This is a genomic window from Symbioplanes lichenis (assembly GCF_030709675.1).
Classification (GTDB): Bacteria; Actinomycetota; Actinomycetes; order Mycobacteriales; family Micromonosporaceae; genus Actinoplanes; species Actinoplanes lichenis.
In genome coordinates this window covers 26,197-38,215 of the sequence record NZ_JAUZQD010000005.1, presented here as the reverse complement: position 1 = coordinate 38,215, position 12,019 = coordinate 26,197, and the positions used below count along the sequence as shown (strand labels likewise).

The following is a 12,019-nucleotide window of genomic DNA, read 5'->3' as shown; positions in this document are numbered from 1 at the left end:
GGTTCCGCCCGGTCCCACCTGAGAACACCGGCTCAGGTGTCTCCCCCCGGGCGGCGGTAGCGGTAACCGAATCCGCGGACGGACTCGATGGGGCTCTCGTCGGGATCCGACCAGCCGAGCTTGCGGCGCAGCCGCAGCACGGCGAACTTGACCCGCTCCTGCCCGATGCCGGTGGGGTCGTCCCACGCCTGGGTCAGCAGCTGATTGGGGCTGAGCACCGCGCCCGCGTGCCGGACCAGCGCGTTGAGCAGCCGGAACTCGGTCGGGGTGAGGCGCTTCTCGTCGCCCTTGACATAGACCCGGCGCTTGGTCGGGTCGAGGTGCACCAGGCCGTCGTCGTAGATCTGGCTGGCCCAGCTGTTCTGCCCGCTGGACGAGCGGCGCAGCAGTGCCTCCACCCGGGCGAGCAGCTCGTTGTTGGCGAACGGCTTGGTCAGGTAGTCGTCGGCGCCGCCGCGCAGGCCGCGTACCTTCTCCTGCTCCTGACCGTGGGCGGTGAGGACCAGCACCGGTACGTCCGACACGTCGCGCAGCCGTTCGAGCACCTGCCACCCGTCCATCTCGGGCAGGCCGACGTCGAGGACCACCAGGTCGGGGTGCTCGGCGTAGGCCTCCTTGAGACCCGTCCGGCCGTCGCCCGCGTGCGCGACCTCGTACCCCGCCCGGCTGAACAGCAGCCGCAGCGCCAGCGCGATGTCCGGGTCGTCCTCGACCACGAGCAATCTGCTCATTGCTGGGCCTCCTCCGGCATGCGGCCGCCCCGCTCTCGCATCCGGGGTCAGCGCGTCACACGTGCCGCCCGCGCCGGGCGGACGACGGCGATGAAATGTTCGAAACTCACGATAGCGTGACGTGTCGGTTCATATACGGAAAGTTATAGTTCAGCGTGCGAACCCCCACAGACGCCTTCGCGCAGCAGGCCCGCTTCCTCTCGGTCATCTCCCACGAGCTGCGGACGCCGCTGACGACCATCGCTTCGTTCACCGAGAGCCTGGACACCGACGACCTGGCGCCGGCCGAGCGCTCGGTGGCCCTGAGCGCCGTGCGCCGCAACACCGACCGGATGCTCGCCCTCGTCCGCGACCTCATGGTGGTCAGCCGGCTGCAGACCGGCGACCTGGAGCTGCGGCCCGGGCCGGTGCAGCCCGGCGACGCGATCCGGGCGGCGGCGGACCTGCTGGCCAGCCGCGAGCCCTACACCGCGGCGACGGTCGAGGCCGCGGCGGGACCTCCGCTCACCGGAGACGCCGGGCTGCTGCGGGACCTCTTCTACGCGGTGATCGGCACGGTCGCGAGCGGGGCGGCGGACCGCTCCGCGACGGTACGCGCCGAGCCTGCCCCGGACGGCTGGGAGATCAGGGTCACCGCCCGCACGGCCGAACAGCTCACGAACGAGGCACTGATGGCGGGCATGCTGGCCGAACCCGAGCCCCCGCACCGCCGGCGCAGCACCGCCCTGTGGCTGCTGCTCGCCGAGGCGATCGCCGACCGGCACGGCGGGTCGGTGGTGCTCACCTACGACCCGGCGACGGGCGCCGGCGCCGTGGTGCGGCTGCCCACGGTCAACTCCTCATCGTGACACGAACCCGTACGCCGCACTCCTAAACCGGCAAAGAAGGAACGTACGGCTCAAGTTTATTGTCCGATGTCGACATGTCCGAAATGCTACGACGTATTGCTGTCGCCGCGGCCGCGTCGGCTGCCCTGATCACCGCGACCCCGGCCTCCGCGCAGGCCGTGGGGCCGATGACAGCGCCCGCGCTGATGGACGACATCCTGACCCACACCAACGAGCAGCGCCGCCTGTACGGCTGCCCCGAGCTCACCGTCGAGCCGGAGCTGATGGTCGCCTCGGTCCGCCAGGCGCACTACATGGCGGCCACCGGCGACTTCGGCCACCTGGGCTGGCGCGGCTCCACCTTCGAGGTCCGCTCCCGGGCGGCGGGCTACGCCGAGCCCGCCGGCGAGAACATCGCCTGGGGCTTCGCCGACGCCGACGCCGTGGTCGACGCCTGGATGGCCAGCCCGCCGCACCGGCGCAACATCCTCAACTGCGGCGCCCGCTCCTTCGGCGCCGGGGTGCAACAGGCCGCGAACGGCACGCATTACTGGGCCCAGGTCTTCGGTTACTAGAGAGCGCAGTTGACCAGGACCGGCTCGGGGTGCAGGGTCACGCCGAACCGGTCCCGGACCCCGTCGCGGATCTCCCGCGCGAGGTCCAGCAACGCCTCGGTGGAGCCGCCGCCCCGGTGGGTGAGGGCGAGGGTGTGCTTGCCGGAGATGGCCACCCCGTCCCGGCCCGCGTACCCCTTGGTGAAGCCCGCCTTCTCGATCAGCCAGGCCGCCGGCACCTTGACCGTGCCGTTCGGCGCCGGCCAGCTCGGCGGCTCGCCCGCGTCGGCGAGCCGGTCCTGCACCGCCGCCCACTGCTCGGCGGAGAGCACCGGGTTGGTGAAGAAGGAGCCCACCGAGCACGTGTCGGGGTCCTCCGGGTCGAGGACCATGCCCTTGCTCGCACGGACCTTCAGCACCGTCTCCCGTACGCGCTCCGCGGCCACCCGCTCCCCCACCTCGACGCCGAGGTGCCGGGCCAGCTCGGCGTAGCGGATCGGCGCGGAGTCCGCGGAGACGGGCAGCCGGAAGTCGACCTCGAGCACCAGGTAGCGGTCGTTGTGCTTGAAGACGCTCGACCGGTAGCCGAAGCGGCACTCGTCGAGCCCCATCCAGACGACCTCGCCGGAGTCCCGGTCGAAGACGCGCACCCGCTCGATCGTGCGGGCGACCTCCTGCCCGTACGCGCCGACGTTCTGGATGGGTGTCGCACCGGCCGAGCCCGGGATGCCGGAGAGCGCCTCCAGCCCCGAGAGCCCGCGCCGGATCGTCTCGGCCACGAAGTCGTCCCACGGCTCGCCCGCCGCGACCCGCACGAGGGCGCCGCGGTGATCCTGGTCGACGACCTCCACGCCCCGGGTGCGCAGCAGCAGCACCGTGCCGGGGAAGCCGCCGTCGCCGATGACGACGTTGCTGCCGCCGGCCAGGACGAGGATCGGGCCGGTGGCCGCGCGTACGGTTTCGACGGCTTCGTCGGTTTCGGTGACCACCGAGACCGTGCCGGCCGGGCCGCCGAGGCGTAGCGTCGTGTACGCCCCCAGCGAACTGGCATGCACTGCGGATGCGAGGGCGGGGGGATCAGCACTAACGTCAGGCACGACTTCACCCTAGGCCGAGGCGGCACGGGGCGATGGACTGGTGGTCCTCTTCGAGCGGGAGATGCTGATGAACAGGCTCAACGCGACGAAGGACTTCTGGCTGGCCGCGTTGCGCGCCGACGGACCGGCCCTGCGGGACGCCGTGGCCGAGACCGGCCCGGACGCCGCGGTGCCCGGTTGTCCCGGGTGGACGACCGCCGATCTCGTCGAGCATCTCACCGCGGTGCTGCGCTGGGTCCGCGAGCTGGCGCCGCGGGGCGTGATCGACAAGCCCGCGCCCCGGGTCGTCCCGGAGCCCCGCCCCGAGTGGCAGGAGGCGCTCGACGGCCTGCGCCGGGAGATCACCGGCACCATCGAGACGCTCGACGCCCTCGACCCCGACCTGCCGTCGTGGACCTGGCCGGCGCAGGCGAAGAAGGCCGGCTTCTGGCAGCGGCGCCTCGCGCACGAGATGTCCGTGCACCGCTGGGACGCCGAGGCCGCCGCCGGCCGCCCGACCCCGATCGAGACCAAGCTCGCCGCCGACGGCGTCAGCGAGGTCCTCGACACCTGGCTGCCCGCGGGCTACCGCAAGGGCCCGACCGACCTGCACGGCGTCGTGCACCTGGTCGCCACGGACGCGAGCTACGAGTGGTTCGTGCGGCTGCGCGGCGCGGGCATCGCCCTGCTCGACACCGGCACGATCCTCGACTCGGACGATCACCACGCCCGGGCCCAGGCGACCGGCACGGCGAGCGACCTACTGCTCACGCTCATGGGACGCGCGGAAACCGACAAATTGGCCGTTCTCGGCGACCCGCGCCTCGTGACGGCGCTGCGCGCGGGGTAGTTCCGCAACATCCGGGGGGCTCTCGCGGGGCGGTTTGGCCGTACGCTGGACCGGTTAAGTTGGGCGGCCCCGGGGCCCGGTCGGAGCGGACCGGGCGCGGCGGCCTCACGCAGAGAGCGGTGACGGCATGACGGCAACCGTGGAGGAAAAGGCCAGCGGCGAGCCGCTGAAGTCGGGACCCCGGTTCCCGGACGGCTTCGTCTGGGGTGCGGCGACGGCGTCGTACCAGATCGAGGGGGCGGCGTTCGAGGACGGCCGGGGCGCGTCCATCTGGGACACCTTCAGCCGGACGCCCGGCCGGGTGTTCCGGGGGCACACGGGCGACGTGGCGTGCGACCACTACCACCGGTACGCCGACGACGTGCAGCTCATGGCCGGGCTCGGGCTCGGGGCGTACCGGTTCTCGGTGGCCTGGCCCCGGATCCAGCCGGACGGCACCGGGCCGGTCAACACCCGCGGCCTCGACTTCTACGACCGGCTCGTCGACGAGCTGATCGGCAAGGGCATCGACCCGGTCGTGACGCTCTACCACTGGGACCTCCCGCAGACGCTGCAGGACCAGGGCGGCTGGCTCAACCGCGGCACGGCGGAGGCCTTCGCCGAGTACGCGCAGATCGTCCACGCCCGCCTCGGCGACCGCGTGAACACGTGGACCACCCTCAACGAGCCGTGGTGCTCCGCCTACCTCGGCTACGGCAAGGGCGTCCACGCCCCCGGCATCCAGGACCCGGCGGCGGCCCTCGTCGCCACCCACCACCTGCTGCTCGGCCACGGACTGGCGGCCCGCGCGCTCAAGGCGGCCGGCGCCCAGACGGTCAGCATCACGCTGAACCCGGTCACCGTCGCCCCGCTCGACCCCGCGAGCCCGGCCGACCAGGCCGCCTCCCGGATCGTCGACGGCGTGGGCAACCGCATCTTCCTGGACCCGCTCTTCCGCGGCGCCTACCCGGAGGACGTCAAGCGGATCATCGCCCGCTTCACCGACCTCTCGCACATCCGCGAGGGCGACGAGGCGATCATCAACGCCCCGATCGACGTGCTGGGCGTCAACTACTACACGCCGACCTACGTGTCGGCCGTCCCCGGCACGCCCGCGGCCCTGGACACGCCGGGCAGCGAGGGCATCGCCTTCCGCGAGCCGGTCGGGCCGGTCACCGACATCGGCTGGCAGATCGAGCCGGCCGCGCTGACCCGGCTGCTCAACCGGATCCACGACGACTACGGCGTCCCGATGATGATCACCGAGAACGGCGCCGCCTACAACGGCGGCGTCGACGACCCGGGCCGGGTCGCCTATCTCGACGGCCACCTGCGCGCGTGCCTCGACTCCCTGTCGTACGGTGTGGACCTTCGTGGATACTTCGCGTGGTCACTCATGGACAACTACGAGTGGGCCGAGGGCTACAACATGCGGTTCGGGCTGGTGCACGTCGACTACACCACCCAGGAGCGCACCCCGAAGCGCAGTGCCCAGTGGTACAGCGACGTGATCCGCCGGAACGGCCTCGAGGAAGCGGCCGGGATCGAGGAGTGAGCTGAATGGTGACGCGGGAGCGGCCGACCCTCGAAGCGGTGGCCCGGCGGGCCGGGGTGTCGCGAGCGACCGTCTCCCGCGTCGTCAACGGCTCCACGACCGTCGCCGCGGCGATCCGTGACGCGGTCAACCAGGCCGTGCGCGAGCTGGGCTACGTGCCCAACCAGGCGGCGCGCAGCCTGGTGACCCAGCGGACCGAGTCGATCGCCCTGATCCTGCCGGAGACGGCGAACAGGGTCTTCTCCGACGACCTGTTCTTCCCGGCGATGATCCGCGGCGTCAGCACCGAGCTGGAGGCCGCGGACAAGCAGCTGGTGCTGATGATGGCCGGCTCCTCGGCGAGCCACGACCGGGTCGAGCGGTACGCCATGGCCGGTCACGTCGACGGCGTCATGTTCGCCTCCGTCCACGGCGCCGACCCGTTGCCGGGCGTACTGGCGCGGCTGGGCATCCCCGTCGTGTGCAGCGGCCGGCCGATGGGCGGCGAGCCGGCCGTCTCGTACGTGGACGTGGACCACATCGAGGGCGTCGCCACCGCCGTACGCCACCTCCTGCGCGCCGGGCGCCGCCGGATCGCGACGGTCGCCGGGCCGCAGGACATGGTCGCGGGCGTCGACCGGCTCGCCGGCTACCGGACGGCCCTCGCCGAGGCGGGGCGCCCCGAGCTCGTCGAGGCCGGCGACTTCACCCGCGAGTCCGGGGTGCACGCCATGCGCCGCCTGCTCGCCGCGGACCCGCGGCTCGACGCGGTCTTCGTCGCCTCGGACATGATGGCCCACGGCGCGCTGCAGGCCCTGCGGGAGGCCGGTCGCCGGGTGCCCGCCGACGTCGCGGTCGTCGGCTTCGACGACGTCGAGATCAGCCGGATCAGCGACCCGCCGCTGACCACCGTCCGCCAGCCGATCGTCGAGATGGGCCGCACGATGGCCCGCCAGATGCTCGGCCTGGTCGACGGGCGCACCGACCTGCCGCGCTCGGTCGTCCTCCCCACCGAGCTCGTGGTCCGCGCGTCAGCCTAGGGTGACGGGCTGTCCGAAGACCTTGCGGGACAGCAGGGCGGCGCCGGCGACCGCGGCGGGCATGAGCAGGATCGCGCCGAGCGGGATCAGGAAGCACACGAAGACGGCCGCGCCGAAGCCGAGCGCGAGCGGCCGCCGCCGGCGCAGCTCCTCCCGGCGGTGCCGCAGCCGGAGCCCGCGCCGCTCGAAGGGGACGCCGGTCAGCTCCAGCGACAACAGCCAGCCGCCCACCGCGCCGCCGACGACCGGGACCACCGTCTGGCCCACCACCGGGATGAAGCCGGCCACGAAGAGCGGGATGCCGAGCAGCACCGACAGGCCGATCAGCCGCAGCGAGTCCGCCACACCGCGGCGCAGCGACTGCCAGAGGGGCACCTCGACCTCGCCGGGCACCCCGCCGTACCGCTGCTCGACGTGCCGGGAGATCCGCTCGTAGAACGGGTCGCCGATCGCCAGCGTGACCGCCGTGAAGGCCGGGACGCCCAGCAGGCCGGCCAGCCCGAGCAGCGCCGCACCGCCCAGGAAGCGCAGCACGTCGCGCCACACCGTGGACCAGTCGTCGGCGAACCAGGTGACCGCCGCCGACAGGTCGCCGAGGAAGGCGATGAGCGTACCCAGCGCGGCCGCGTAGAGGGCGCCGCTGATGAGCGCGGGCAGCAGACCCAGCCCGAGCAGCCGGGGCGTGCTCAGCACCAGGCCGAGGCCCCGGCCGAGAAAGCCGACGCCGGTGAAGAAGTCACGTACTGAGTCGCCCACGGGCCAGAAGCATAGGGGCCCGGCGGGTCCTCAGCGGCGGCGGTGCCAGCGAAGTTGACCGAGGCCGCCCGAGGGCGCGGGCTCGGAGGCGACGGGACCGGGCTCCTCGGTCGCCGAGGCGCTCGGGTCGGCGGTCTCGATCGAGGTCGGCGTCGGCACCGGCGGCAGGGTCAGCGTGTCACCGGGATCCGGCTCCTGCGAGGTGGACGGGACGGCCTGCGGCGGGGTCGTGGCGGCCGGCGACGTCGGGGCCGGGGGCGCGCTCGGGGCCACGGACTCGATCACGGAGACCTGCCGGGTCTCGCGCGGCGACCAGGTCTCGGGCGTGGTGACCGTACGCGCGGGTTGCTTGCCGGCGGGGGCCGCGCCCAGGCCGCCCGCACCGCCCGGGGCCTCCGCCACGGCGGCCGGCGGCGTGCCGGGAGTGGCCAGCGACCAGCCGGTGACGACGGCGAACGGGAGGCCGACGGCAACGATGCCGAGAAAGACCGATTTCGGGGTGAACCGCACGTTCCGTACACCGCGCGACGCCCCGTTTTGGTTACGGCCCGTTCGGCCGGTTCAGGAAGGCCGAAACGCGGTCCCGCAGCTCGCGCCGGTGCGTCCAGAGCACGGCGGGGCGGTCGTACACCTCGAGGTCGGCGCCCGGCAGCAGCGTGGCCAGCCGCTCGGCCCAGCTGACCGGGTGGACCTCGTCACCGTGGCAGCCGATCACCAGAGCTTCCCCCTGGTACGCCTTGAGCAGCTCGGGGTCGGCCAGCGCCGGCTCCTGCCACAGCGTCTCCAGCTCCGGCGCGAGCCCGTCCCGGAGCAGCTGATCGACTCGCTGGCGCAGATAGCTCCAGCCCGTCGGCGTGTTGCGGACCGACGGCGGCAACTCGCCCTCGACGGCGTCGGCGACCGCGGCCGCCTCCCCGGACTCGACGGCGGCGAGCAGGCGGGACAGCCGCTCCTCCGCGATCCGGGGTCGAATGCCGTCCAGCGGCGCCGGCAGGTAGAGCACCACCCGCTCGAAGCGGGCCGGATCGGTGGCGAGCAGCCGGGCGAGGGCCCCGGCGCCCATGCTGACCCCGACCGCCCGGGTCGCCCCGGCGCGGTCGGCCACGGCTCGCAGATCCTCGGCGAGGTCGGCGAAGCGCCAGGGCCCCGGCGGCGCGTCGGAGCGGCCGTGCCCCCGGAACTGGAAGAAGACGCGGCGGCCGGCCACGGCACTGCCGAGCGGGCGGGTGCCGGCGATGTCCCCGGCGAGGCCGTGCGCGAACACGGTGACAGGAGTGCCGGTGCCGGTGACGAGCTGCTCCAGGCGTACGCCATGGGGGGTCTCGACGAGCTCGGTGGGCGGGGCCGGCAGGGTCGGGCGGCCGCTGCGGGGCCCGGTGGGGCCGGGGCCGGGGGTCCGCGGGCCGCCGTCCGGGGGCGGCGGCCGGCGGAACCTCACCAGAAGCCCTTGCCGTCCGAGAGATCGCGCAGCCCCGGACGCACGTCGAGCAGGTAGATCAGGGCGGCGGCGATGCCGATCAGCCCGAAGATGCCGGTCGAGCCGAGCAGGTAGGTGAGCACCATGCAGACGGCGATGATGGCCACCCAGGCGCCCTTGGGCAGCGTGCCGAGCGCCTGGAATCCGTCGCCGCGCTGGGTGATGCAGTGGATGAGGGCCACGGCCTGCACGATCAGCGAAGCGATCATGACAAGCACGTTGATGTACGCGACCACGTCGCGATAGAAGATCGGCGCGCTGGAGACCATGGGTGCAGTTTATGCCGCACGCCCCGGCGAACGCCGGGACGCGCGATCAAGGTCCGTCAGTGGCTCACTCGCCGGCCGGCTTGGGCGCGGCCTTGGTGACGCGCTTGCGCGGCTTGGGCGCCGTGGCCGGGGTGGCCTCGACGGCCTTGGGCTCCTCGGTGGTCTCGATGTCGGCGTTGACCACGTCGGCGGCCTCGACGACGCCGGTGCCGACCACGCGCTCGCCCCGGGCGACCAGCGCCGTGTAGGCGGCGACGGCCCGCTCCTGGGCGACCTGCGCGAAGGCGAGGGCGCTGGAGGCGGCGGTGTCGCGCAGCTGGTCGAAGTCGGTGGCGGTGGCCTTCTCGCGCAGCGAGCCGGCCGTGGCGCCCGCGGTGTCGTTGGCGGTGCGCAGCGAGGCGACGGCGCGGTCGCCGAGGTGGCTCACCACGGCGGGGAGCTTGCGCAGCTCCTGCAGGGCGAGGTCACCGGCGCCGGCGGCGGCGTAGAGGGGAGCCGGGATGCGGGTCTTGGTCTGGTCGGTCATCACTTCTCCTCGGATGGAGTGGTCTTCTCGGCGGCAAGGACCTCGGCGCTCTTGGGCAGCGGCGTCGCGCCCTCCTCGACGGCGGCGACATCGGCGACCGCGGCGCGCAGCGCGGCATCCTCGGCGGCGACGGCCGTGCGCAGGGCCTCGTCCTCGTCCGGCACCTCGACGGTGGCGGGCTCCTCCGCGGCGGCCTGCCGCGCGTTCTCATTGCGGAACGTCTCGTAGATCTGGGTGAGCGACTGCTTCTGCGCGATCGTGAGGTCGGGGTCGACCGCGATCGCCGCGATCACACCCTGCGCGCCCTCACCGTCGAGCAGGCCGGCCCGCAGGTACATCGCGGGCGTCGACACCCGCAGCGCGCTGGCGATCTGCTGCAGCACCTCGGCACTCGGCTTGCGCAGCCCCCGCTCGACCTGGCTCAGGTAGGGGTTGCTCACGCCCGCCTTGTCGGCGAGCTGCCGGAGCGAGATCTTCGCGGTCTGCCGCAGGTCCTTAATGAAGGAGCCGATGTCCTGGGGCAGATCCTTACCGGTGGCCATGTCCCGACGGTAGCCCCGAGTGCTAACTCCTGCAAGCAAAACGCTTGCAGGAGTTAGCGTGAATCAGGTCACCAGGTCGCGCGGACCTCGCCCACCTGCACGCCGCCGCCCAGCACCGGCACCTCGGACAGCTGCGTCAGCACGGGCGCGTCGAGGCCCAGCTTGCGCAGCGCGGAGACCAGGACAGGCATCCGCGCCCGCATCGCCCCGTCGGCGATCTTGAGCGCCACCGCGCCCACTCCCGGCACGGCGACCGCGACGACACCCTCGGCGCCGCCCTTGGCGAGCAACCCCGGCACACCCCGCATGAGCAGGGTGTCCTCGGCTCCGGTGCCGGCGACCAGCTCCGGGTCGGCCCGCATCGCGTCGGCGACCTGCCGCTCGAAGCTGCCCTCCGGCGCGTCGACCAGCACCTGGAAACCCCGGGCCAGCGCGGTGAGCGAGAAGCCGAAGACCGGCGCGCCGCAGCCGTCCACCCCGGTCGCCGCGATCGGCTCGCCGACCAGCTCCTCCACCGTGTCGGCCACGGCCACCTGCAGCGGGTGCTTGGCGTCGCGGTAGTCGTCCCGCGACCACTCGTTGGCCACGCACGTCGCGAGCATGCCGGCGTGCTTGCCCGAGCAGTTCATGAGGATCCGCGAGGCGCTGCCCCCGGCGCGGAGGACGGCGTCGCGCTCGCTCTCCAGCAGCGGCAGCGACTCCACGCAGCGCAGGTCGTCCTCGGTCAGGCCCGCCCCGGCCAGGATCGCCCGGACCCGGGTCACGTGGAAGGGCTCGCCGAAGTGGCTGCCGCTGATCAGAGCCAGATCAGCCGATTCCCGCGTACGCAATCCGCTGCGCAGCATCCCGACGGTCTGCAACGGCTTGTTCGACGAGCGCGGGAAGACAGGACCGGTCACGTCCCCCGCGGCGGCTACGACCGCACCGGACGGGTCCAGCACCACGACGGAACCCTCGTGCACGCACTCCACGAAACCGGAGCGCACCACCTCGGCGAGGATCATCGGGCCGGCACCCCCAGCAGCTCGCGCGCCTCGGCCGTGGTGAGCGGCGGGCGCTGGGCCAGCTGCGCGAAGCCGACGGCCCGCGCGACCAGTTGCATGTTCGAGTCGACGGCGCGGCCCCTGGCGTACGTCAATGTGTCCTCCATGCCGACGCGCAGGTGCCCGCCGGTCGCGAGCGAGGCGAGCATCACCGGGATGGTGGACCGGCCGATGCCCGTGGCCGAGAAGGTGGTGCCCGCGGGCAGGTCCCGGATCGCCGCCGCGCACGCCACGAGCGCCTCGGCGTTGCCCGGCATGCCGCCCGGCACGCCCATCACGAGGTCGACGTGGACGTGCCCGCCCGCCGGCAGCCCGTGCTGCCCGAGCAGCCGCTGCAGCGTCGTCAGCTGGCCCAGGTCGAAGATCTCGTACTCCGGCACGATCCCGCGCTCCTGCATCCGGGTGTGCAGGTCGACGATGAACTCCCAGCGGTTGAGGAACACCCCGTCGCCGAAGTTGACCGTGCCCATCGTGCAGGACGCCATCTCCGGGCCCGCGTCGAGCACCGCCAGCCGGTCGGCCTCCGGATCGGTGACCGCGCCGCCCGACGAGAGCTGCACGATCAGGTCGGTCGACTGCCGCAGCGCCGCCACGGTGTCGCGCAGCCGGCCCGGGTCGAGGGTCGGCTCGGCGGCGTCGTCGCGGATGTGGACGTGGACGATCGAAGCGCCGAGCGCCTCGCACTCCTTGGCGGTGGCCACGAGCTCGTCCAGGGTCACCGGCAGCGCGGGTGCGGCCGCCTTCGAGCTCTCCGCGCCGGTGGGCGCGACAGTGATCAAGGTCCCGGTCATATCCGAGATCCTGCCACGGCCCCC

Annotated in this window: 15 protein-coding genes; 5 read left to right on the top strand and 10 right to left on the bottom strand. The window is 73.2% G+C overall.

Annotation, left to right across the window (positions count from 1 at the left end; all coding sequences use genetic code 11):
* Positions 1-32 precede the first annotated feature (32 nt).
* Entirely contained in the window at positions 33-731 is a 699-nt protein-coding gene (locus tag RAN62_RS12980) for a response regulator transcription factor (protein WP_305784843.1), read from the bottom strand.
* Positions 732-886: 155 nt separating this feature from the next.
* On the opposite strand from RAN62_RS12980, the gene RAN62_RS12975 reads away from it, so the two are divergent.
* Positions 887-1,579 carry a sensor histidine kinase gene (locus RAN62_RS12975; protein WP_305784842.1) on the top strand — a complete coding sequence of 231 codons (693 nt, stop codon included), beginning with the start codon at positions 887-889 and terminating at the stop codon, positions 1,577-1,579.
* Positions 1,580-1,653: 74 nt separating this feature from the next.
* Entirely contained in the window at positions 1,654-2,133 is a 480-nt protein-coding gene (locus tag RAN62_RS12970; protein ID WP_305784841.1) for a CAP domain-containing protein, read from the top strand.
* Here RAN62_RS12970 and RAN62_RS12965 read toward each other — a convergent pair.
* Positions 2,130-3,209 carry a UDP-N-acetylmuramate dehydrogenase gene (locus RAN62_RS12965; protein WP_438874498.1) on the bottom strand — a complete coding sequence of 360 codons (1,080 nt, stop codon included), beginning with the start codon at positions 3,207-3,209 and terminating at the stop codon, positions 2,130-2,132. The genes RAN62_RS12970 and RAN62_RS12965 overlap by 4 nt on opposite strands.
* 67 nt (positions 3,210-3,276) lie before the next feature.
* Between RAN62_RS12965 and RAN62_RS12960 the strand changes: the two genes are divergently transcribed.
* From RAN62_RS12960 to RAN62_RS12950, 3 genes are all read left to right on the top strand, one after another.
* Entirely contained in the window at positions 3,277-4,038 is a 762-nt protein-coding gene (locus RAN62_RS12960; protein ID WP_305785277.1) for a maleylpyruvate isomerase family mycothiol-dependent enzyme, read from the top strand.
* A 127-nt stretch (positions 4,039-4,165) separates the two neighbouring features.
* Positions 4,166-5,572 carry a GH1 family beta-glucosidase gene (locus RAN62_RS12955; protein WP_305784839.1) on the top strand — a complete coding sequence of 469 codons (1,407 nt, stop codon included), beginning with the start codon at positions 4,166-4,168 and terminating at the stop codon, positions 5,570-5,572.
* 5 nt (positions 5,573-5,577) lie between these two features.
* A complete protein-coding gene (locus RAN62_RS12950; protein WP_305784838.1) occupies positions 5,578-6,591 on the top strand; it encodes a LacI family DNA-binding transcriptional regulator in 1,014 nt (337 codons plus the stop codon).
* Here RAN62_RS12950 and RAN62_RS12945 read toward each other — a convergent pair.
* The 8 genes from RAN62_RS12945 to RAN62_RS12910 form a co-directional block, all read right to left on the bottom strand.
* The gene (locus RAN62_RS12945; RefSeq protein WP_305784837.1) at positions 6,583-7,347 is read right to left on the bottom strand and encodes an EI24 domain-containing protein; all 765 of its coding nucleotides are present in this window, start codon (positions 7,345-7,347) and stop codon (positions 6,583-6,585) included. The two genes, RAN62_RS12950 and RAN62_RS12945, sit on opposite strands and share 9 nt — an antisense overlap.
* A gap of 30 nt (positions 7,348-7,377) precedes the next feature.
* Positions 7,378-7,857: a hypothetical protein gene (locus RAN62_RS12940; RefSeq protein ID WP_305784836.1), complete on the bottom strand. Its 480-nt coding sequence runs from the start codon at positions 7,855-7,857 to the stop codon at positions 7,378-7,380.
* Between the two features lie 31 nt (positions 7,858-7,888).
* Positions 7,889-8,785 (bottom strand): alpha/beta fold hydrolase, encoded by an 897-nt coding sequence (locus RAN62_RS12935; protein ID WP_438874497.1) that lies wholly within the window; start codon positions 8,783-8,785, stop codon positions 7,889-7,891.
* Complete coding sequence (locus RAN62_RS12930; RefSeq protein ID WP_305784835.1) at positions 8,782-9,093, bottom strand: DUF2516 family protein; 312 nt, start codon at positions 9,091-9,093, stop codon at positions 8,782-8,784. The genes RAN62_RS12935 and RAN62_RS12930 overlap by 4 nt, the downstream gene beginning before the upstream one ends.
* A 64-nt stretch (positions 9,094-9,157) precedes the next feature.
* Complete coding sequence (locus RAN62_RS12925) at positions 9,158-9,619, bottom strand: hypothetical protein (RefSeq protein WP_305784834.1); 462 nt, start codon at positions 9,617-9,619, stop codon at positions 9,158-9,160.
* Positions 9,619-10,161, bottom strand: a complete 543-nt coding sequence (locus RAN62_RS12920) for a helix-turn-helix domain-containing protein (protein WP_305784833.1) — start codon at positions 10,159-10,161, stop codon at positions 9,619-9,621. Before RAN62_RS12920 ends, RAN62_RS12925 begins: the two co-directional genes overlap by 1 nt.
* A gap of 68 nt (positions 10,162-10,229) precedes the next feature.
* A complete protein-coding gene (locus RAN62_RS12915; RefSeq protein WP_305784832.1) occupies positions 10,230-11,165 on the bottom strand; it encodes an asparaginase in 936 nt (311 codons plus the stop codon).
* Positions 11,162-11,995, bottom strand: coding sequence for a beta-keto acid cleavage family enzyme (locus RAN62_RS12910; RefSeq protein ID WP_305784831.1), 834 nt, complete (start codon positions 11,993-11,995; stop codon positions 11,162-11,164). The genes RAN62_RS12915 and RAN62_RS12910 overlap by 4 nt, the downstream gene beginning before the upstream one ends.
* Positions 11,996-12,019: the final 24 nt, after the last annotated feature.